The sequence below is a fragment of the Sphingomicrobium aestuariivivum genome (genome assembly GCF_024721585.1).
In the GTDB taxonomy this organism is placed as follows: Bacteria; Pseudomonadota; Alphaproteobacteria; order Sphingomonadales; family Sphingomonadaceae; genus Sphingomicrobium; species Sphingomicrobium aestuariivivum.
In genome coordinates this window covers 755,569-774,708 of record NZ_CP102629.1, presented here as the reverse complement: position 1 = coordinate 774,708, position 19,140 = coordinate 755,569, and the positions used below count along the sequence as shown (strand labels likewise).

Sequence of the window (19,140 nt, the reverse complement as noted above, 5' to 3'; positions counted from 1 at the left end):
AAGGTAAATCGCGCGTTAGGACTCTCGATATGGAGTCGACAACGCGCCTTGCCTTCGATGATTTTCTCCGCAGCCTGCGGATGGCTTATCGCGTGACCTTCGAGAAGCTGCTCGAGCAGGAATTGGCCCGCGCCGAGGATATCCGCCTGTTCGGCACGACCTTCGCGGCGGGCTTTCTCTTCACCACCCTCTTCATCGCCTAGGCGACGAGTTCCTTGCTGTCGCTGCCGCGCTCGACCCGCGCGCCGAGGAGGCCTGCGAGCAGCGCCACCGCGACGACGCCGAGCAGGCTGTCGGTGATCGAGATGCCGGCCTGGATCGCGCCTGTCAGCATCAGCGAGCCGACCACCATCAGCCCCGCGTTGACGATATTGTTGACCGCCACCGCGCGGGCGGTGAGGGCGGGATCGATGCGGGTGGTGAGGCAGGCGTAGAGCGGCACGACATAGGCGCCGCCCATCAGCGCGGTACCGAACAGATCGAGCGCGATGCCCTGTCCGCCGGGCCGTTCGAGGAAGGGGATGATGCCGATGAGGCCATCGCCCGCGTCCCAGCCCTGGAGGCGGCGAAAGAGATCGAGCACGAATAGCGCCATGCCCAGCCCCGCCCACGGGGCGAGCCGCGCCGAGACTTTTCCCTTGAGGAGGCGGTTGGCCGCCACGCTGCCGAGCGCCACCCCGATCGAGAAGATGGCGAGAAAGGCGGTGGCCACGGTCTCGTTGCCGCCCAGCGCATTCTTCACCAGCGGCGGGAATTGCGCGAGCAGCACCGCGCCCAGCGCCCAGAACAGGCTGATCGCCCAGATGGCGCGGCGGGCCTCGCGGCGGCCCATCACCGCGCGCACGATGGAGCGCGCCGAGCGCCACAGGTTCCAGTCGACATGCGACCCGCGCGCGCCCTTGGCGGGCGGGGCGGGGGGCACGAAGGAGGCGGCATAGCGGCCGAGCAGCGCGACGATGAAGACGCCGAGCGCGGCCCAGCTCGCATCGACCCCGCCGACGAGGTCGCGGAACAGGAGCGCGCCGCCGAGCAGCGTGCCGCCGAGGATGGCGACATAGGTGCCGGCCTGCACGAGCGCGGTGCCGCCGAGCACCTCGTCCTTCGCCAGATGCTGGGGCAGCAGCGCATATTTGATCGGGCCGAAGAAGGCCGACTGGAGCCCCGTCGCCGCCAGCGTGCCGAGGAGGAGCGGCACGTTCTGGAGGAGGAGCCCGGCGGCGCCGCACAACATGATGACGAGCTCGGCGCTCTTGATGTGGCGGATGACCTTGGCCTTGTCATGCGCATCGGCAAGGCTGCCCGCGACCGCCGAGAAGAGCATGAAGGGCAGGATGAACAGGCCGCCCGCCAGCGCTGACAGGCTCGCCTCGGTATCGGGGTCGTCATAGATGCCGAAGATGACGAGGAGCACCATCGCGGTGCGGAACAGGTTGTCGTTGAGGGCGCCAAGGAACTGGACCGCGAAGAGCGGCGCGAAGCGGCGGCGCCCGAGCAGGGCGAGGCTGGTTTTCATGACGTGACGCTTTCCCCCTGATCCGCGACTGTTCCCATGCATAGCCACGAATAAGCGCAAACAAAAAGAAATTGCCGCAGGGTGGCGCTTGTGCCTAAGGTCGGCCCCGAAACGATGCTGACCCTTCCGAACCTTCTCACCCTGTCGCGCATCTTCGCGGTGCCGATCCTCGTGTGGCTCCTCTGGTCGCCGAGCCCGCTCGACTATGCGATCACCTTCGTCCTCTACTGCGTGGTGGGGGTGACCGATTATATCGACGGCTATCTCGCGCGGGCGCAGGGGCAGATCAGCCGGCTGGGGCAGTTCCTCGATCCCATCGCCGACAAGATCATGGTGGCGGCGGTCATCATCATGCTGGTCGCCACGCGCCGCGTCGCAGGCGAGCCCGAGCCGGTCATCGCGGGGCTCACCATCATTCCCGCGCTGGTCATCCTGCTGCGCGAGATCATCGTCTCGGGGCTGCGCGAATTCCTCGGGCCGCTCAATGTCTCGGTGCCGGTGAGCCGACTCGCCAAGTGGAAGACCACCTTGCAGATGATGGCGCTCGGCGCGCTCATCCTCGGCGGGGCGATCCCGGGCGAGCTGTGGATCCACCAGGTCGGCATCGCCAGCCTGTGGGGCGCGGCCGTGCTGACCATGATCACCGGCTATGATTATCTGCGCGTCGGCCTTCGCCACATGGACTGAGCCCGGGGCTCGTTTCACAGGCGCTTTTGACTTTTGCCGAAAAATCCGCCTTCCTGACCCGATCATCGCCTGATCGGGAGAGGAGAGGGGATGCACAGGAGCGAGATCGAAGGGCTCGATAGCGCGCACCTGCACTGGGTGCCCTGCGTGCGCGCGCCGTGCCGCGACTGGAGCGCGGTGCCGGGTTGCCGCAAGGAGGCGCGCTACCTCGTCGACCGCCGCACGATGCGCCCGAGCCGGGAGCGCTTTCCCACCTTCGACAGCCGCGGCGACTGCCTGCAATGGATCATGCGCCACCGCAGCGAGCTGGCCGAGGCGATGCCCGATGCGCCCATCCGCGCGGTGCGGCTCGACATGTGGCTATTGGGGCTGGACCAGCTCCCCGGCTAGCTCGCTCAAAGCCTCGCCAAGGAGGCGGAATTCCTCCTCGCGCGGGCTGTTGCGGCGCCAGGCAAGCGCGATGGTGCGGGTGCCATTCTCGCTCTCCAGCGGGCGCGCCTCGATGCCGGTATGTTCGATGATGCCCGCCGACAGCGCCATTTCGGGGATGAAGGTGAGGCCGAGGCCATTGTCGACCAGTTCCACGAGCGTGTGCAGGCTGGTCGCCATCATCGCCGCCGAGGCGCGGATCTCGGGCCGGTTGCAGGCCGCCAGCGCATGGTCCTTCAGGCAGTGGCCGTCCTCGAGCATGAGGAGGCGGCCTTCCTCGATCAGGCGCGGGGGAATCGAGGCGAGGTCGGGCGCCTCGCCCTTGGGATAGGCGATGAAGAGGCGGTCGCGGATGAGATCGACATGGTCGACGTCTCCGCACGGGAAGGGGAGGGCGAGGAGCACGCAGTCGAGCTGGCCGCGGTGCAGCGCCTCGCAGCTCGCCTGGCTGGTTTCCTCGCGCAGGAAGAGGCGAAGGTCGGGATAGCGCTGGCGCAGGTGCGGGAGCACGCGCGGCAGGAGGAAGGGGGCGATGGTCGGGATGACACCGAGCCGGAGGTCGCCAGACAGCGGTTTGCCCTCGGCCGCGGCGAGGCCCGCCAGCGCCTGCGTCTCGCGCAGCACGTCGCGCGCCTGCGCCGCGATCTTCTCGCCCAGCGGGGTGAAGCGGACGACGCGGCGGGTGCGCTCGACCAGCACCGTGCCAAGCAGGGTCTCGAGTTCGCGAATGCCCGCCGACAGGGTCGACTGGGTGACATAGCAATGTTCGGCGGCGCGCCCGAAATGGCCATGCTCGTGGAGCGCGATCAGATATTGGAGCTGCTTGATGGTGGGCAGGTGGACGGCCATTTTTCCTCATCGACTGATTCGATCACGCTCATTGATATTAAGCGATTGAAGCGCGTTCAATCCCCCCTATATCGGGCCGCGAACCCAGCGGTGCTGCACTGCACCGTCCTTCTTCAAAACCCATAAAACCGGAGTTTTCCGCTCATGCTTACCATTGGCGACAAGTTTCCCTCGCTCACCGTTCCCGTCCAGCAGGGCACCGACCAGCTTCCCGCCGACGAGACGCTCGATCTCGGCGAAACCAATGGCAAGTGGAAGGTCCTGTTCTTCTGGCCGAAGGACTTCACCTTCGTCTGCCCGACCGAGATCGTCGGCTATGGCGAGCTCGCCGAAGACTTCGCCGACCGTGACGCGGTGCTGATCGGTGCCTCGACCGACACCACCCACGTCCACTTCGCGTGGCGCCGTTCGGACGAGCAGCTGGCCGCTGCCGACTTCCCGTGGATCGCCGATGCCAACCAGAAGCTCGCCCGCGAGCTCGGCATCCTCAACGAGGAAGAAGGCGTTGCCTATCGCGCCACTTTCATCGTCGACCCCGACAACATCATCCAGCACGTGACGATCAACGGCCTCAATGTCGGCCGCAACCCCGCCGAGGCGCTGCGTGTCCTCGACGCGCTGCAGACCGACGAGCTGTGCCCGTGCAACTGGACCGAGGGCGACGAGGTCCTCAAGCCGCAGGCCGCCTAACGCGCCTGCCATGAAGGTTTGGCGGCTGTCCGCCCCCCGATAGCCGTCAGCCCCCGGGGCGGGAGCGCGTTTCCCCCTGAAACATCGCGCTCCCGCCCTTTTTTGCCCCTTAGCCGGAGACCCCCATGTCCGCTCTCAAGGAATTTTCGGCCGCGATGCCGGCCTATGCCAAGGACCTGAAGCTCAACCTGTCGACGCTGCTCACCGAGCAGGGGATGAGCGATGCGCGCAAATACGGCCTGTTCCTCGCCTGCGCGCATGGCACCGGCTACAAACCGCTGATCGAGGCCGCCGAAGCCGATTGCGCGCCCAGGCTCGACGACAAGATGGCCGAGGCCGCGCGCGGCGCTGCCGCCGTGATGGCGATGAACAATGTCTATTATCGTTTCACCCACCTCGCGGGGAACGAGAATTACGCCGCCATGCCCGCCAAGCTCAGGATGAACATGATCGGCACGCACGGGGTGGCCAAGGAAGAGTTCGAGCTGTTCAGCCTCGCGGTCAGCGCGATCAACGGCTGCGGGCTGTGCATCGACAGCCACGAGAAGGTGCTCGCCAAGCATGAGGTCAAGGAAGTCGACATCCAGTCGGCGGTGCGCATCGCGGCGGTGATGAACGCGCTCGCGACGGTGCACGGCACCCTCTAGTTCGCGCATGGATCGGGGAGGCCGGGGGCCCCTTTCGGGGGCCTCCGGCTTTTCTATTGGCACAGCCAGCCCTACATTGGGGCGAACGAGGCCCCGGGAGACCCGCACTGTTCAGCTCGCTCATCGACTATCTCGACAGCATCAAGAAACGCGATCCCGCAGCGCGCAGCCGCTGGGAAGTGCTGTTCTACCCCGGCGTGATGGCGCTCGGGCTGCATCGGCTCGCGCACTGGTTGTGGGGCGGCAAGCTCTATTTCCTCGGGCGGATGATCAATCATTTCGCGCGCTTCGCGACGGGCATCGACATCCACCCGGGCGCGAAGGTGGGCAGGCATCTCTTCATCGACCATGGCTTCACCGTGATCGGCGAGACCGCCGAGATCGGTGATGGCGTGACCATCTACCAGTGCGTGACGCTGGGGGGCACCAACCCCTTCGACGGGGTGGCGGGCAAGCGGCACCCGACGCTGGAGGACGGGGTGGTGATCGGCTCGGGCGCGCAGGTGCTGGGGCCGATCACGGTCGGCAAGGCGGCGCGGATCGGCGCCAATGCGGTGGTGACGAAGGACGTGCCGGTGGGCGCGACGATGGTCGGCCCCGTGGCACGGCCCATCCCCGTCAAGGCCGAGACGGCGGGCGGCTTCATGCCCTATGGCACACCGTGCGAGGAGCTGACCGACCCGATGCAGCAGCGGCTCTGCCAGATGGAGCGCGAGATCAAGAAGCTGCGCGCCGAACTGGCCTCCGCCAAGGCCGCCGACGACGACAAGGACAGCCGCCGCGCATGAGTGTGGTGACGCCCTTCCCTAGCGGGCGGGGGCCCGCGCAGGTCGGCTGGGAACGGCTCGAGTTCCTCACCATCATCGATCTTTACGGCCGCATGGTCGCGGCGGGGCACTGGCGTGACTATGCCATTCGCATGGACAGGGACGTCGCCGTCTTCGCGGCCTTTCGCCGCGCCGCCGAGCGGCCCGAGATAAGGATAGAAAAACGCCCCGCGCTTCGGCAGCGGCAGGGCGTCTATGCGCTCTTCGGCGAGCAGGGCCAGGTCCTCAAGCGGGGCCAGGAGTTGAAGAACGTCCTGGCCCCGATCGAGCGCCGGCTTATGCGGCTGGTTCGCGACTGACCTGCGGCGCGGCGGCCACGCCGTGCAGGTTGGGCAGGCGCGACTGGAGGCCGGCGGGCAGCGCCGACACGACCTTGCCCCGCGCCTGGTGCCAGAAGGCCGACAGCAGCAGCAGTGCCGAGCCGATCACCAGCGCGGTGAGCGCGATGTTGAGCTCGACCGCGCCGAACTGGCGGAACATCTCCGACAAGGCGATGAGGACATAGGCGAGCGCCGAGACGAGCATCGCGCGGCGGTCGACCGCCAGCGCGGTCAGGCCCATGGCGATGTAGAGGCCGATGACGATGAAGCCCTCGGCGATGGTGGCGTTGCCATCGTTGAGGCCGAGGAGGCTGAAGGTCGCATGGACGATCATCGGCGCGGCGGCGAGGTGGAGCCAGAAGGCGACGTCCGAGCGGCGGGTGACGCGCGCGGGGTCGGAGGCGTCCCACTTCATCGCATAGGCGAAGATGGCGATGCCGAGGACGAGCACCATCGCGAGGATGATGTCCATCAGCGCGGCGGCAGCGATGGTGTCGGCCAGCACGGCGGCGACCAGCGCGATGACGATGGCGGCAACGGCGACGGCACCGGCCGCGACCGTGATCGGGACGCGATAGCTGTTCCAGTGCAGCTTTGCCGCAAAAGCGGTGCAGGCCGCGGCAATGGCGGCGACGATCGCGAGCTCGCGTTCGCCCGGCTCGGCCATCATCGCCTCGACGCCCATGGCAAGACCACCGAAGACGGTCCAGCCGATGCCGACGAGGAAGGCCAGCATGAAGAGGATCGAGGGGAGCGCCATGCGGCGCTTGGCGGTGAAGTAGCTGGCAAGGCCCCAGGCGGTGGCGGCGATGAAGGCGCCCGCGATGGGGGTCATCTCGCCGTCGAGGATGAAGCCGGTCTGCTCGCCGAGCCACTGGCCGATCCAGCCGACCGCGAAGAAGAGGATGCCGCCCGCGACCGCGACGAAGATGTCGTTGAAGCCGGTGATGAGGCGGAAATGCTCCTCATCGACGATGGTCGAGGAGCGCTGCTGCGAGACGAAGGCGCGCAGCGCATTGGCGCTTTCGGCCGGGATGGCGCCGGCAGCGACGGCGTCGTCCAGTTCCTGTTGGCTGTACATGAAAACATACCCCCACTGTTGAAGTGGGAGCAGGCTGCCCCTACTGTATTAGAATGTCAATACAGCGGCACAGTTTCGCGAAAGGCGCGCCCGGGCAGTGGGGGGAAAGCCCGGGCGCGCGCGCGCCGTCGCCGACTGGGGGATCAGCGGCAGCGATAGGTATCGCGGTTGACGACTTTCTGGTCGATCGCCTTGCCGAGCAGCGCGCCGGCGGCAGCGCCGACCACGGTGCCGGTGGTGCGGTCGCCCTCGGTGTCGATGGCGCGGCCGAGGAGGACACCGCCCGCGGCGCCGACGATCAGGCCGGTGGTGCCGTCCGACTTCTTGCAGCGGTACCGGTTGCGCTCGTCGAGCCAGACGTCGCCGTCATAGCCCGAGATGCGATGGTAGCCGTGGGGCGGGCCGCCGCGGTGCCATTTCTTGTGATGCGCCATCGCGGGCGCGGTGAGGGTCGGGACCAGCAGGCTGGCCGCGACGAGGCTGATCGTGAGACGCGACATGATAATCTCCATGATTGTTCCGGAGAGGATGTTGCGTCGATGAAACTTAACGGAAGACAACCGGCAAGCGGGGTTAACGGTTACTCTGCACGCTTTACGACGAGCCGAGTGCGGGGCAGGCTCGAGGTGAGGGAGGGCCTATGTGCAATCTTTACCGGATGACCGCGAGCGTCGACGAGATGAAGAAGCTGTTCGGCAGCTTCGAGGGCGAGCGGTCGAACGTGGCGGCGCAGGACGAGATCTATCCCAAATATGCAGCGCCCGTCATGACCCGCGAGGAAGGCGCGCTGGCGCTCAGGGAGATGGAGTGGGGATTTCCCGGGCCCAAGGCGGCGGGCGGGCGCCCCGTGACCAACGTGCGCAACCTGTCATCTCCCTTCTGGCGCTCGGCGCTGGCCAATCCGGAGCGACGCTGCCTCGTGCCGGTCACCCGTTTTTCCGAATGGAGCGCGAAGCCCGACCCCGCGACGGGGCGCAAGGTGAAGCACTGGTTCGGCCTGAAGGAGCGGGGAGAGGGCGAGCGCGACGCGCTGTTCGCCTTTGCCGGCATCTGGCGCCCGGGGGAGGAGCGGCCCTATTTCTCCTTCCTCACCTGCGCGCCCAACGCGATGGTGGGGGCGGTGCATCCCAAGGCGATGCCGGTGATGCTCGATCCCGATGATTACGACCAATGGCTCGGTGGCAGCACCGAGGAGGCCTGCGCGCTTGCCAAGGCCTATCCCGACGACAAGATGACCCAATTCGCCTGAGAAAGGACCAGCATGGCCAAGAAGGACAAGAAGAAGAACGAGATCCTCGACGAGGCGGAGGCGCAGAAACGCGCCGCCAAGAAGTCGAAAAAGAAGGAAAAGAAGGAAAAGAAGGAGAAGAAGGCCACCAAGGTGCGCGTGGCGGAGCGCGTCGAGCACGAGGATGACGGCGCGAAGAAGGGCAAGGTCGACGAGAGCATGGAGGCGATCGGCAAGCTGATCGACCATCCGCTGGTCGCCGACGTGGTTGCCGCGGGCGCGGTGGCGGCGGTGGCGAGCCTTGCCGAACGGCAGGTCACCAAGGCCAAGGGCTCCTCCTCGGGCTCGAAGGAAACGCTGAAATTCGCGGGCAAGGCGGCGGCCGCCGCGATGGGCAAGCGCTTCATGGCCGAGATGGAAGCGGCGCGCGCCAAGGCGGCGGCGAAGAAAGGCTCAGGGAGCGAAGAAGAGTAGCGACAGCCGCGCGCGGCCGACCTTGCGGTCCTTGGCCAGCGTGAAGGGGCCGGGCGCGTCGATCTTGTCCTTGGCGTCACTTTCGATGGCGAGCCATCCGCCGGGGACGAGCCAGCCGGCTTTCGCCACCGCCTCGACCACCGCATTGCCGCTGCCCGGCGCATAGGGCGGGTCGGCGAAGATGACGTCGAAAGGACGCGCCGGCGCGGGCAGGGCGAGCGCCGAGCCCGACAGGACGGTGGCGCGCTCGCCATAGCCCAGCGAGTCGATGTTGGTCTCGATGGCGCGGCGGGCGGCATGATCGCTGTCGACGAAGGTTGCGCGATGGGCACCGCGCGAGAGCGCTTCGAGGCCGAGCGCGCCCGAGCCCGCGAACAGGTCGGCGACATGGAGTTCGCCAAAGCCGCCGATGCGGCTGGTCAGCATCGAGAAGAGCGTTTCGCGGGCGCGGTCGCTGGTGGGGCGCGTGGCCTGGCCGGCGGGCGCGACGAGCGGGCGCCCGCGATGCTGGCCGGCGATGATCCTCACATCGACTTCCGGAAGTCGCGGATGGTGTCGCGGTCGATCTCGTAGAGCTGGCCCTTGTCGAGTCCTTCGACGGTGAACGGGCCGTAGGCCACGCGGATGAGGCGCGAGACTTCCATGCCGAGCCATTCGAGGACGCGGCGCACCTCGCGGTTCTTGCCCTCGGTCAGCGTCATCTCGATCCACTGGTTGTCGCCCTTCGAGCGTTCGAGATTTGCGTCGATCGAGCCGTATCGGATGCCCTCGATCTCGACGCCCTCGGCAAGCGCCTCGAGCTGCTCCTGGTGGACATGGCCGAAGGCGCGGGCGCGATAGGTGCGCGGCACGCCGGTGGCGGGCAGTTCGAGCTCGCGCTTGAATTCGCCGTCATTGGTCATGAGGAGGAGGCCCTCGGTATTATAGTCGAGGCGACCGACGGGCATGAGGCGCGGGATCTTGGGGCCCTTGGGCAGCGTGTCGTAGATGGTGCGGCGGCCCGCCGGATCACGCTCGGCGGTGAGGCAGCCGCGCGGCTTGTAGAAAGCGAAGAGGCGGGTCTGTTCGGCCTTGGCGACGGGATTGCCGTCGACCGTGACGCCCTTGAGGTTCTTCACCAGCGTGGCGGGCGTGTCGAGCGTCTTGCCGTCGATGGCGATGCGCCCGTCGCCGATCATGCGCTCGACTTCGCGGCGCGAGGCGACGCCGGCGCGGGCGAGCAGCTTGGCGATGCGCTGTTCCTCGCGCTGTGGCTGGGCGGCACCACCCTTGGGTTTCGTGCGGTTCGGCGACGACTTTACGGAACCGGAACGGGGGGTGCGGCGCTTGTTGTCTGAAGGCTTCATGCCGCTCTCTCTAGGGATCAACACACTGTTCGGAAAGACAAAGCGCGCGATTTCCCGCATCCTCGTCGTCGAGGACGAGCCCTTGACCGCATTCGACAATGAACAGCGGCTCGAGCGGCTGGGCTATGTCGTGGTCGGAACGCGCGACAATTACGAGGATGCGCGGCGCGATATCGAGTTCGAGGACATCGACCTCGTCCTGTGCGATATCCAGCTGGCGGGCGACAAGAGCGGCATCGACGTCGCGAAGATCGCCAGCGAGAAGGGCATCCCCGTCCTCTTCGCCACCGGCAATCCGCCGGGGCAATGCGCGGTCTATGCGCTGGGCAGCCTCGTCAAACCCTATAGCGACCGCCAGCTGAAGGATGCGATCGCGGCGATCGACAGCCTCGTGGCGGGCAAGAATTTCAAGGCGGTGAAGGGGCTCCAGCTCTACGTGACACCCTGAGGCCTCAGATTTCCAGGCGCGCGTCGCATTCGGCGTGGAAAACCGCGACGCCGGTTTCCAGCGTGCCGATCAGCATATCGTCGCGGTGGCCCGATTCCACCCCGCGCTGGCAAAGCGCGGCGGCGCGGAAGTCCTCGCCCCCGAAGGTGTGGCCGTCGAGCAGCTCCCAGCTCTTGCGCCAGCGTGGCTCCATCACCGCGGCATCGGCATCGGGCGGCACGAGCATGAAATTCTCGACCCTGCAGCGCCCTACGCCGTCGGGGTGGACGACCAGCAGGTTCACATAGTCGGGGCTGACGATGACGATGCTGTTGGGGAAGAGCTGGTAGGTGAAGGTCATCACCTCGCGCACCGCGTCCCAGTCGTCGAGATCGACTTCCATCGCATGATCGGTGCGACCGACGATGAAGCGCTGGTGGGGGCCGATGCGGTCGGCGACATTGACCCCGTCGGCGAAGAAGTCGCCGATCGAGCGGGCGTGGAGCCGCTTGACGTGATAGCCCTCGCAAAAGGCGTCGACGACCATCTTCCAGTCGGCGGCGACCTCATGGGTGGCGCGCTCGAAGAAGGCCATGTCGCCGATCCCGATCGCATCGAGGTCGGCGCCCAGTTCCTCGAGCAGCGAGAAGTCGGCCTGCGCCTGCGGATCGCCGATGAACCAGATGAGCCCGCCATGCTCGGCGACGGGGTATCGGGTGAGCGCCTTTCCTTCCTTGCAGAAGCCCGGGAAGCTGTCGGGTCGGGGCAGGGCTCGAAGGCTGCCGTCGGGCGTGTAGGTCCAGGCGTGATAGGGGCAGATGATCTTCTTCGCGGGCTGCACCGCGTCGGTTTCGACGAGGCGGGTGGCGCGGTGGAGGCAGCTGTTGGCCAGCACATGCACCTGTCCCTCGCCATCACGCGTGACGATGAGGTCGAGGCCGGTGAGGTCGTGGCGCACCATCTCGTTCTTGCCCACCAGCGCCGACGGACAAAGCGCGGTCGGCATGGCGCGGAAGAAGGTGGAAAGCTCGCGTTCGTGCCGTTGGGGATCGACATAGCGCGAGGTCTCGATCCGCTCGGCGTGCTCGCCGATGAAATGGTCGCCGCGCTGCATCGCCTCGGCGAGCCTTCGCTGGCCGGGGGTCATGGGAGAGCTGCGTCGGGCCACGTCCATGAGGCGGATGGTGCGCCTGCCGCGCCGGCCTTGCAAGTCAGCCGATGTTCACCCCCTTTTCCGCAGCGTCGCGCCCCTCTAGCGTGAGCGCCGACTGTTTGGACAAGGGAGTAAGCATGGCCGACGACTCGAAGACCACGAAGCCCGGCTGGGGCGTGCTCCTGCGCTCGCTCAGGCAGAAGAAGACGCTCTACATGCTGCTCTTCGGCTTCGCGGCGGGGCTGCCCTATTCGCTCGTCCTCGGCACGCTCTATGCCTGGCTGTCCGAAGCCAAGGTCGACCTCGAGACGATGGGGGTCTTCTCGCTCATCGGGCTCGCATATGCCTTCAAGTTCCTGTGGTCGCCCGCGCTCGACCGCGTCGATTTGCCGGGGCTGAAACGGCTCGGGCATCGCAAGCAATGGATCGTCACCGCGCAGATCCTCATCGGGGTCAGCCTCATCACCCTGTCGCTGCTCGATCCCAAGTCGCAGCTCGGGCTGTTCAGCCTGCTCGCGGGGATCGTCGCCTTTTCCTCGGCGACGCAGGACGTGGTGATCGACGCCTGGCGCGTCGATGTCGCCGACGAGGTCGCCACCATCGACATCCTCTCGACCATCTACCAGATGGGTTACCGCCTCGCCGCGCTGGCGGGCGGCGCGCTCGCGCTGATCATCGCCGCGCGCATCGGCTGGCCGCAGACCTATGCGCTGTTCGGCGGCATGATCTTCGTCATCGGCATCGCCGGCATCCGTGCCCCCGATGCCAAGCGCACCACCGACATGATCGAGGCGGCGGGCGCCGAACTCGATGCGCTGCGCCAGCCCGGCCAGCTCAAGCCCCGCGTGCGCAAGACCGCCTTTGCCGCAATCGGCGGGCTGTGGGCGATCGCACTCGGCATGGTACTCGTCTTCATGGTGCGCAGCCTCAATGCCGATGCGGAATCGCGTAACCAGTCGGTCGAATGGATCACCCAGCAGGGTCCGCTCATCATCCTCGCCACCATCGTCGTGCCGGGGATCATCGCGGCATGGCTGGTGCACCAGCAGAAGCACGGACGCCACGTGCTGACCGAGCCCGCCCCTGCCACTACGAGCGGCGAGCGGGCGATCGACTTCGGCTATCGCGCGCTGGTGTTGCCGCTGACCGAGATCATCGGGCGGCTGGGCTCGGCGGCGATCCTCGTCATCGCGCTCATCCTCACCTATCGCATCTGCGACGCCATCTGGGGCAGCTTCGCCTACCCCTTCTATCTCGGCGAGCTGCAGTACACCAATGACGAGGTGGCGATCGCGTCCAAGTTCTTCGGCGTGGGCGCGCTGCTCGTCGGGCTGGCAGTGGGCGGCGCGCTGCTGACGCTGATCGGGCGGATGGCGGCGCTGACCTTCGGCGCGGTGATCGCGGCGCTCACCAACCTCCTCTACGCCGACCTCGCGGTGGGCGGCGCGCGGATGCAGGCGGTGGCCGATGCGACCGGCTTCACCTGGCTCGTCACGCAATTGGGCGGCGACGAGCGACTGTCCAAGCTGATGATCACCATCGCGGGCGAGAATCTTGCCGTCGGCATCGCGGGGGCGGCCTTCGTCGCCTATCTCTCGAGCATCGTCGCCAAGGGCTATAGCGCGGTGCAATATGCGCTGCTCTCGAGCCTCGCGCTGCTGGTCGGCACGCTCGGGCGCGCGCCGCTGGGGCAGCTGATCGAGGAACTGGGCTATTACACCGTCTTCCTCATCACCACCGCGATCGGCGGGGTGGCGGTCGTGCTGTGCCTGCTCGAATGGGCGCGGCAGAAAAGGCTCGGCACCGCCGACCAGAACGCTCCGCCGCCCGAGGTCGAATTCGCCTAGGCCGGCAGGGTGCCGTTCTCGGCGAGGAAGGCACCCGCGAGATAGAGCGATCCCATCACCAGCACGGTGTCGCCGGGCTGCACGCGCTGCGCGACGCGTTCGAAGGCGGCGCGCAAGTCGCTGGCGGGGGCGCTGTCCGTGCCGTCGATCATCGCGGCGAGCGCCTGCGGCTGGTGATGGTCGTGGTGCGGCACAGGCAGTGCGGTGAAGCTTGCCATCTGCCGGATGAAGGGGGTGAGGAGCGCCAGCGGGTCGCGATTGGCGAGGATGCCTGCGACAATGTGCACGCGTCGTCCTTGTAGCGCCTGCGCGACGGCGCGCGCGGCCTCGCCATTGTGCGCGCCGTCGAGCATCAGGCTGATGTCGCCGGGGAGGCGGGCGCGGAGTTCGCCTTCCTCGATCCGCTGGAGCCGCGCGGGCCACTGCGCCCAGCGCGTCATCGGCGCGAGCGCCGGCCAGTCGAGGTCGATGGCGGACTGGTAGTCGAGCATCGCGAGCGCGAGGCCCGCATTTTCATGCTGGTGCGCGCCGGGCAGCGCGGGCAGCGGCAGGCGGAGCGCGCGCTGGCCCTCGTAGAGGAGTTCATCGCCCTCGCGGCGGATCGTCCAGTCGCGGTCCTGCAGCTTGAGGGGGGCGCCGGTCGCGGCGGCGACATCGGCGATGCGCTGGGTGGCCTCGGGCGACTGGCGCTGGACGACGAGCGGGACGCCCGGCTTGGCGATCCCCGCCTTTTCGCCAGCGATCTCGGGCAGGGTGGTGCCCAGCCAGCGCTGGTGGTCGAGGCCGAGCGCGGCGATGCCGCAGGCGGCGGGCGTTGCGACCACGTTGGTCGCATCGAGCCGCCCGCCCATGCCGACCTCGAGCAGGAGCGCGTCGGCGGGGGCGCGCGAAAAGGCGAGGAGCGCGGCGGCAGTGGTCGCCTCGAAGAAGCTGGGCGAGAGGCCCTTGGCTTCGACCGTGTCGAGCACTTCGCTGAGGAGCGGGGCGAGCGCCTCGTCCCCGATCAGCGTGCCGCCTAGCCGGATACGCTCGTTGAAGCGGACGAGATGGGGCGAGGTGAAGACATGGACCTGGCAGCCCGCCGCCTCGAGGCCGGCGCGGGCGAAGGCGATGGTCGAGCCCTTGCCGTTGGTCCCCGCGACATGGAGGACGGGGGGCAGCGCGCGCTCGGGGTGGCCGAGCGCGGCGAGCAGCGCCTTGACGGGTTCGAGATATTGCCCCTCGCGCTCGCCGCCATGGCCGAGCGCTTCCAACCGGTCGAGCTGGGCTTGCACGGCCGGATCATCCGACCGTGCTCCGTCCTTCATCAGGCCGCGTCTTCGGTCTGCGGCGCGAGATAGCCGATCAGCGCGGCGAGCCGTTCCTTCAGCTCGTGGCGATGCACGACCATGTCGAGCATGCCATGCTCGAGCAGATATTCGGCACGCTGGAAGCCCTCGGGGAGCTTCTCGCGGATGGTCTGTTCGATGACGCGCTGGCCGGCAAAGCCGATGAGCGCGCCCGGTTCGGCGATCTGGACGTCGCCGAGCATGGCGTAGCTCGCGGTCACCCCGCCCGTGGTCGGGTCGGTGAGGACGACGATATAGGGCAGGCCCGCCTCGCGCAGCTCGGCCAGCGCGACGGTGGTCTTGGGCATCTGCATGAGGCTGAGGATGCCTTCCTGCATGCGCGCGCCGCCCGCTGCGGTAAAGAGGATGTAAGGGGCCTTGCGCTCGATCGCGGCGCGGATGCCCGCGACGATCGCGGCGCCCACCGCGATGCCCATCGAGCCGCCCATGAAGGCGAAATCCTGGACGCCGACGACGGCGGGCATGCCATTGATGCGGCCATAGCCGGTGAGCAGCGCATCGCGCTCGCCGGTCTTGGCGCGCGCCTGCTTCATGCGGTCGGTGTATTTCTTGCTGTCGCGGAACTTCAGCGGATCCTCGCGCACCTCGGGAGCGGGCAGCCGCTCGGGCGGCGCGTCGAACAGCTGGTCGAAGCGCTCGTTGACGCCGATCCGGTCGTGATGCTCGCAGCGCGGGCACACGTAGAGATTGTCGGCCCATTCCTTGGTGAAGATCATGCTCTCGCACGACTTGCACTTGTGCCAGAGCTGGTCCTCGCTCTGGCGCTTGGGAAGGAAGGGGATGCCGTTACGGACGCGGTCGATCCAGCTCATGAAAGCTCCTCGTGAATATCGACGCCGGAGCTAGCCTTCCGCGTGCCTGCTGTCCAGTTCGCTAGATCGAGGCGTCGATCGCGGCGATCGCGGCCTTGGGGTCCTCGGCGCCGGTGATGGGGCGACCGATGACCAGCACCGAGGCGCCGTTTTCCATCGCCTCGTGCGGGGTGACGACGCGCTTCTGGTCGGCCAGTTCGCCGCCGCCCGCGGGGCGCACGCCCGGGACAACGAGATGACCGTCGGGCCACTTCTCGCGCATCGCCTTCACCTCGAGGCCCGAGCAGACGATGCCGTCGAGGCCGGCCTCGCGCGACAGGTCGGCCATGCGGTCGACGAAATCGGCGGGGGTGCCCTTGATGCCGGCGCGGTCGAGGTCGGGCTGGTCGAGGCTGGTCAGCATGGTGACCGCGACGACCTTGGTGATGTCGGGGGCGGCGGCCTTGGCAGCGCGCAGCATGTCGAGCCCGCCTGCGGCATGGACGGTGAGGATGCGGGGGCGAAGCGGCGCGATCGCCTCGACCGCCTTGCCGACAGTGTTGGGGATGTCGTGCAGCTTCAGGTCGAGGAAGATCGGTAGCCCGCGCTCCTTGAGGCGCATCACCCCGTCGGACCCTTGCGCGTTGAAGAATTCGAGCCCGAGCTTGAGGCCGCCCGCATGGGCGCGCACGGCCACCGCGAGGTTCTGCGCGGTGTCGAGCTTGGGGGTGTCGATGGCGACGAAGATGGGGCCGGGCATGGGCGGGATCCTTGAGGGTCTAGAAGGGGCTGTCGGGTTCGGGCGGCGGCGGGCTGGTGCGCTGCGGCGGGGCGACGGGCGGTGCGGGCGTATGCGGATGCGCATCGAGCGCGCGCTGGGCCTGGTCGATGCGGCGCTTCATCTTCCACAGGCGGCCGCGATACCAGAGCATCGTCGGCACCGCACCGAGGAGGAAGGTGAGGGCGAGGAGCAGCGGCAGCTTGATCGCCATGCGCATCTCGCCCCCGATGTCGATCATCACGTCGTGCCAGTTGGCGGTCGCGAAGATCGCGATGCCGACGGCGAGGAGCACCCAGAAAATCGTGCGCAGGAACTGCAAGTCTTGTCTCCCTCGCTCGCCCGCTCGTCGCGGACCGATATCGGTCGCCCGTTGCACATGCGGCACGAGCGGACATGCATTCCTCTTGCCTTCGTTGGTGCGACAGTCAACACAGCCGACACAGATGAATCGCCATAGCCTCATGCATATCGCGGCCTCCGCGCTGCTTTTCGCCACCGTTCTCGCGGCGGGGATGGCGACGGGCACGGTCAATGTCGTGCCCGAGCCGCCGCGCGACCGCATCCATGTCGCGCTGCCCGCGCCCTCCTCGGTGACGCCCGACGAGGCCTCGGGCGACGTAGCCGAAAGCGCGGTGGACTACGACCGGCTCGATGCTCGCCTCGAGCGATTGGTGGAGGAGCCCGGCATGGTCGGCCTCGCGGTCGGCGTGGTCGAGAATGGCGAGATCAGCTTCATCAAGGGCTATGGCGAGACGCTCGAGGGCTCGGGCGAGATGGTCGGCATCGACACGCAGTTCCGCTGGGCCTCGGTGTCGAAGGGCGTGGCAGGTGTGATGGCGGCCAAGCTCGATGCCGAGAAGCGCCTCAGCCTCGACCTGCCCATTTCCAATTACAGCAACACGCTCCAGCTGCCCGAGAACAACCATTTCTCGGCCAGCCTTCGCGACGTGCTCAGCCACCGGCTCGGCATCTGGCGCAACGCCTATGACGACCGCCTCGAGGGCGGGATCGACCCCGACATCATCCGCGGCCAGCTCGGCGGGCTGACGCAGGTCTGCCCCGTGGGCGCTTGCTGGAGCTACCAGAATGTCGCCTTCGACAGCAGTTCGGAGGCGGTCGAGCGCGGTACCGGCAAGACCTACGAAGAGGCGCTCATCAGCGAATTGTTCGGCCCGCTCGGCATGCGCGATACCAACGTCAATCGCGAGGGGCTCGAGGGGGCAGCAAGCTGGGCGCATCCGCACAGCCGCGGCCGCCGCGAGGTCCCCGTGACCGACGCCTATTACAAGGTCCCCGCGGCGGGCGGGGTCAATTCGGACATTCTCGACCTTGCCATCTGGCTGCAGGCGCAGACCGGCGAGTTTCCCGACATCCTCGCCCCCGAGGTATTGAACGAGGCGCACCGCCCGCTGATCGGGACGCCGGTCGAGATGCGCCGGATGCGCGATTTCCGCGAACGGCTTTCGGACGCGCGCTACGGGCTCGGCTGGCGCACCTATGATTATGCCGGGCACGAGATCATCGGCCATCGCGGCGGGGTGAACGGCTATCGCAGCCTGATCCTGTTCGACCCCGAGCTGGCGACCGGCATCGTCGCCTTGTGGAATTCGAACAGCTCGCAGCCCAATGGCGTGCAGTTCGAGCTGCTCGACATGGTCTACGGGCTCGAGGCGCGCGACTGGCTCGAACTCGACAGCTGAACCAAGTGGCGCGCCGCCCGTTCTTTGGCGCATGAGCTTTTCCCGTACCGCCCTTGCCGGGCTCGCCGTCCTCCTGTCCCCCACCCCGCTCGCCGCGCAGGCTTTTCCCGAGGGCACACCCTCGGGGCTGTTCGACGACAAGCGGCAGGAGGCGACACTCGAGGCGCAGGTGCTGCTGGCGCGCGTCGGCCATTCGCCGGGCGTGATCGACGGCTATCCGGGCGGCAATACCGCGCGCGCGCTCGAAGCGTTCCAGGAGGCCGAGGGGCTCGAGGTGACGGGCAGGGCCGATGGCGCCACGCTCGACAGGCTGCGCGCGCAGGCGGGCGATGCGCCCGTGCTCGGAACCTATGTGATCAGCGCCGATGATGTTGCAGGGGGCTTCACCGCGCCCGCCAGCGGCATGGAGGCGCAGGCCGAGACCGGCAATGTCGGCTATGGCTCGGCGGCCGAGATGCTGGCCGAGAAGTTCGGCATGGGCGAGGGCTTCCTGCGCGCGCTCAATCCCGGCGGTTTTGGGCAAGGGCAGGAGATCATCATTGCCAATGCCACGATGCGCGACCTGCCCGCGGTGGCGCGCATCGAGGTCGATGGCGGCGCCAACGAACTGCGCGCCTATGGCGAGAGCGGCGATCTCGTCGCGACCTTCCCCGCGACGGTGGGATCGAGCGACTTCCCGAGCCCGTCGGGGTCGATGGAGGTCAACGCCATCGCGCCCGAGGCGAGCTACACCTTCGATCCGTCGGACCAGGACTGGGGCGGGGACAAGCCGCTGAGCATTCCCGCGGGCCCCAACAATCCGGTCGGCGGCATCTGGATCGACCTGTCGAAGGACGGCTACGGCATCCATGGCAGCCCCGACCCCGCGCTCATCGGCAAGACCTCGAGCCACGGCTGCGTGCGGCTGACCAATTGGGATGCGCGCAGGCTTCTCGAGGCGGTTTCGCCGGGCACCGAGGTCGACTTTGTCTGACCGATTCGCGGGCGCAACGAGCATTAGC

Annotated in this window: 24 protein-coding genes; 13 read left to right on the top strand and 11 right to left on the bottom strand. The window is 67.6% G+C overall.

Annotated elements, in window-relative coordinates:
* Positions 1 to 29 precede the first annotated feature (29 nt).
* On the top strand, positions 30 to 203 hold the full coding sequence (locus NUW81_RS04015) for a hypothetical protein (protein ID WP_245110577.1): 174 nt from the start codon (positions 30 to 32) through the stop codon (positions 201 to 203).
* Here the strand turns inward: NUW81_RS04015 and NUW81_RS04010 are convergent.
* Complete coding sequence (locus NUW81_RS04010) at positions 200 to 1,513, bottom strand: MFS transporter (protein WP_245110575.1); 1,314 nt, start codon at positions 1,511 to 1,513, stop codon at positions 200 to 202. The genes NUW81_RS04015 and NUW81_RS04010 overlap by 4 nt on opposite strands.
* A 114-nt stretch (positions 1,514 to 1,627) precedes the next feature.
* Between NUW81_RS04010 and pgsA the strand changes: the two genes are divergently transcribed.
* Together pgsA and NUW81_RS04000 are read left to right on the top strand one after the other, a co-directional pair.
* Complete coding sequence (gene pgsA / locus NUW81_RS04005) at positions 1,628 to 2,200, top strand: CDP-diacylglycerol--glycerol-3-phosphate 3-phosphatidyltransferase (RefSeq protein WP_245110573.1); 573 nt, start codon at positions 1,628 to 1,630, stop codon at positions 2,198 to 2,200.
* A 90-nt stretch (positions 2,201 to 2,290) separates the two neighbouring features.
* Positions 2,291 to 2,590, top strand: a complete 300-nt coding sequence (locus NUW81_RS04000; RefSeq protein WP_245110571.1) for a hypothetical protein — start codon at positions 2,291 to 2,293, stop codon at positions 2,588 to 2,590.
* Here the strand turns inward: NUW81_RS04000 and NUW81_RS03995 are convergent.
* Complete coding sequence (locus NUW81_RS03995) at positions 2,561 to 3,478, bottom strand: hydrogen peroxide-inducible genes activator (protein ID WP_245110568.1); 918 nt, start codon at positions 3,476 to 3,478, stop codon at positions 2,561 to 2,563. The genes NUW81_RS04000 and NUW81_RS03995 overlap by 30 nt on opposite strands.
* A gap of 144 nt (positions 3,479 to 3,622) precedes the next feature.
* Here NUW81_RS03995 and NUW81_RS03990 point away from each other — a divergent pair, with 144 nt between their 5' ends.
* The 4 genes from NUW81_RS03990 to NUW81_RS03975 all read left to right on the top strand — a co-directional run bounded on the left by NUW81_RS03990 (position 3,623) and on the right by NUW81_RS03975 (position 5,941).
* Entirely contained in the window at positions 3,623 to 4,168 is a 546-nt protein-coding gene (locus NUW81_RS03990; protein ID WP_245110566.1) for a peroxiredoxin, read from the top strand.
* 125 nt (positions 4,169 to 4,293) lie between these two features.
* On the top strand, positions 4,294 to 4,815 hold the full coding sequence (locus NUW81_RS03985; RefSeq protein WP_245110564.1) for a carboxymuconolactone decarboxylase family protein: 522 nt from the start codon (positions 4,294 to 4,296) through the stop codon (positions 4,813 to 4,815).
* Positions 4,816 to 4,922: 107 nt separating this feature from the next.
* The gene (epsC, locus tag NUW81_RS03980) at positions 4,923 to 5,603 is read left to right on the top strand and encodes a serine O-acetyltransferase EpsC (RefSeq protein WP_245113664.1); all 681 of its coding nucleotides are present in this window, start codon (positions 4,923 to 4,925) and stop codon (positions 5,601 to 5,603) included.
* Positions 5,600 to 5,941: a DUF2794 domain-containing protein gene (locus NUW81_RS03975; RefSeq protein ID WP_245110562.1), complete on the top strand. Its 342-nt coding sequence runs from the start codon at positions 5,600 to 5,602 to the stop codon at positions 5,939 to 5,941. Before epsC ends, NUW81_RS03975 begins: the two co-directional genes overlap by 4 nt.
* Here NUW81_RS03975 and NUW81_RS03970 read toward each other — a convergent pair.
* Complete coding sequence (locus tag NUW81_RS03970) at positions 5,919 to 7,043, bottom strand: hypothetical protein (protein ID WP_245110560.1); 1,125 nt, start codon at positions 7,041 to 7,043, stop codon at positions 5,919 to 5,921. The two genes, NUW81_RS03975 and NUW81_RS03970, sit on opposite strands and share 23 nt — an antisense overlap.
* Before the next feature lie 143 nt (positions 7,044 to 7,186).
* On the bottom strand, positions 7,187 to 7,543 hold the full coding sequence (locus tag NUW81_RS03965) for a glycine zipper 2TM domain-containing protein (RefSeq protein WP_245110557.1): 357 nt from the start codon (positions 7,541 to 7,543) through the stop codon (positions 7,187 to 7,189).
* 140 nt (positions 7,544 to 7,683) lie between these two features.
* Here NUW81_RS03965 and NUW81_RS03960 point away from each other — a divergent pair, with 140 nt between their 5' ends.
* Together NUW81_RS03960 and NUW81_RS03955 are read left to right on the top strand one after the other, a co-directional pair.
* Positions 7,684 to 8,292 carry an SOS response-associated peptidase gene (locus NUW81_RS03960; RefSeq protein ID WP_245110555.1) on the top strand — a complete coding sequence of 203 codons (609 nt, stop codon included), beginning with the start codon at positions 7,684 to 7,686 and terminating at the stop codon, positions 8,290 to 8,292.
* 12 nt (positions 8,293 to 8,304) lie between these two features.
* The gene (locus NUW81_RS03955; RefSeq protein WP_245110553.1) at positions 8,305 to 8,745 is read left to right on the top strand and encodes a hypothetical protein; all 441 of its coding nucleotides are present in this window, start codon (positions 8,305 to 8,307) and stop codon (positions 8,743 to 8,745) included.
* On the opposite strand, the gene rsmD is transcribed toward NUW81_RS03955, so the two are convergent.
* A complete protein-coding gene (gene rsmD / locus NUW81_RS03950) occupies positions 8,725 to 9,273 on the bottom strand; it encodes a 16S rRNA (guanine(966)-N(2))-methyltransferase RsmD (RefSeq protein WP_245110551.1) in 549 nt (182 codons plus the stop codon). The two genes, NUW81_RS03955 and rsmD, sit on opposite strands and share 21 nt — an antisense overlap.
* Positions 9,270 to 10,091 (bottom strand): pseudouridine synthase, encoded by an 822-nt coding sequence (locus NUW81_RS03945; RefSeq protein ID WP_245110549.1) that lies wholly within the window; start codon positions 10,089 to 10,091, stop codon positions 9,270 to 9,272. Before NUW81_RS03945 ends, rsmD begins: the two co-directional genes overlap by 4 nt.
* Here NUW81_RS03945 and NUW81_RS03940 point away from each other — a divergent pair.
* On the top strand, positions 10,090 to 10,539 hold the full coding sequence (locus NUW81_RS03940) for a response regulator (protein ID WP_245110547.1): 450 nt from the start codon (positions 10,090 to 10,092) through the stop codon (positions 10,537 to 10,539). The genes NUW81_RS03945 and NUW81_RS03940 overlap by 2 nt on opposite strands.
* 4 nt (positions 10,540 to 10,543) lie before the next feature.
* Here NUW81_RS03940 and NUW81_RS03935 read toward each other — a convergent pair whose 3' ends face one another.
* Positions 10,544 to 11,692: an aromatic ring-hydroxylating oxygenase subunit alpha gene (locus tag NUW81_RS03935; protein WP_245110545.1), complete on the bottom strand. Its 1,149-nt coding sequence runs from the start codon at positions 11,690 to 11,692 to the stop codon at positions 10,544 to 10,546.
* Between the two features lie 116 nt (positions 11,693 to 11,808).
* Between NUW81_RS03935 and NUW81_RS03930 the strand changes: the two genes are divergently transcribed.
* Positions 11,809 to 13,518 carry an AmpG family muropeptide MFS transporter gene (locus tag NUW81_RS03930; RefSeq protein ID WP_245110543.1) on the top strand — a complete coding sequence of 570 codons (1,710 nt, stop codon included), beginning with the start codon at positions 11,809 to 11,811 and terminating at the stop codon, positions 13,516 to 13,518.
* Here NUW81_RS03930 and NUW81_RS03925 read toward each other — a convergent pair.
* From NUW81_RS03925 to NUW81_RS03910, 4 genes are all read right to left on the bottom strand, one after another.
* The gene (locus tag NUW81_RS03925; RefSeq protein ID WP_245110540.1) at positions 13,515 to 14,825 is read right to left on the bottom strand and encodes a bifunctional folylpolyglutamate synthase/dihydrofolate synthase; all 1,311 of its coding nucleotides are present in this window, start codon (positions 14,823 to 14,825) and stop codon (positions 13,515 to 13,517) included. The genes NUW81_RS03930 and NUW81_RS03925 overlap by 4 nt on opposite strands.
* Complete coding sequence (gene accD / locus NUW81_RS03920; RefSeq protein WP_245110538.1) at positions 14,825 to 15,679, bottom strand: acetyl-CoA carboxylase, carboxyltransferase subunit beta; 855 nt, start codon at positions 15,677 to 15,679, stop codon at positions 14,825 to 14,827. Before accD ends, NUW81_RS03925 begins: the two co-directional genes overlap by 1 nt.
* A gap of 61 nt (positions 15,680 to 15,740) precedes the next feature.
* Positions 15,741 to 16,418 (bottom strand): orotidine-5'-phosphate decarboxylase, encoded by a 678-nt coding sequence (gene pyrF, locus NUW81_RS03915; RefSeq protein WP_245110534.1) that lies wholly within the window; start codon positions 16,416 to 16,418, stop codon positions 15,741 to 15,743.
* A gap of 19 nt (positions 16,419 to 16,437) precedes the next feature.
* Positions 16,438 to 16,758: a hypothetical protein gene (locus NUW81_RS03910; RefSeq protein ID WP_245110532.1), complete on the bottom strand. Its 321-nt coding sequence runs from the start codon at positions 16,756 to 16,758 to the stop codon at positions 16,438 to 16,440.
* A gap of 124 nt (positions 16,759 to 16,882) precedes the next feature.
* Here NUW81_RS03910 and NUW81_RS03905 point away from each other — a divergent pair, with 124 nt between their 5' ends.
* Together NUW81_RS03905 and NUW81_RS03900 are read left to right on the top strand one after the other, a co-directional pair.
* On the top strand, positions 16,883 to 18,139 hold the full coding sequence (locus NUW81_RS03905) for a serine hydrolase domain-containing protein (RefSeq protein WP_245110530.1): 1,257 nt from the start codon (positions 16,883 to 16,885) through the stop codon (positions 18,137 to 18,139).
* Between the two features lie 31 nt (positions 18,140 to 18,170).
* Positions 18,171 to 19,112: a L,D-transpeptidase family protein gene (locus NUW81_RS03900; protein WP_245110528.1), complete on the top strand. Its 942-nt coding sequence runs from the start codon at positions 18,171 to 18,173 to the stop codon at positions 19,110 to 19,112.
* Positions 19,113 to 19,140 lie beyond the last annotated feature (28 nt).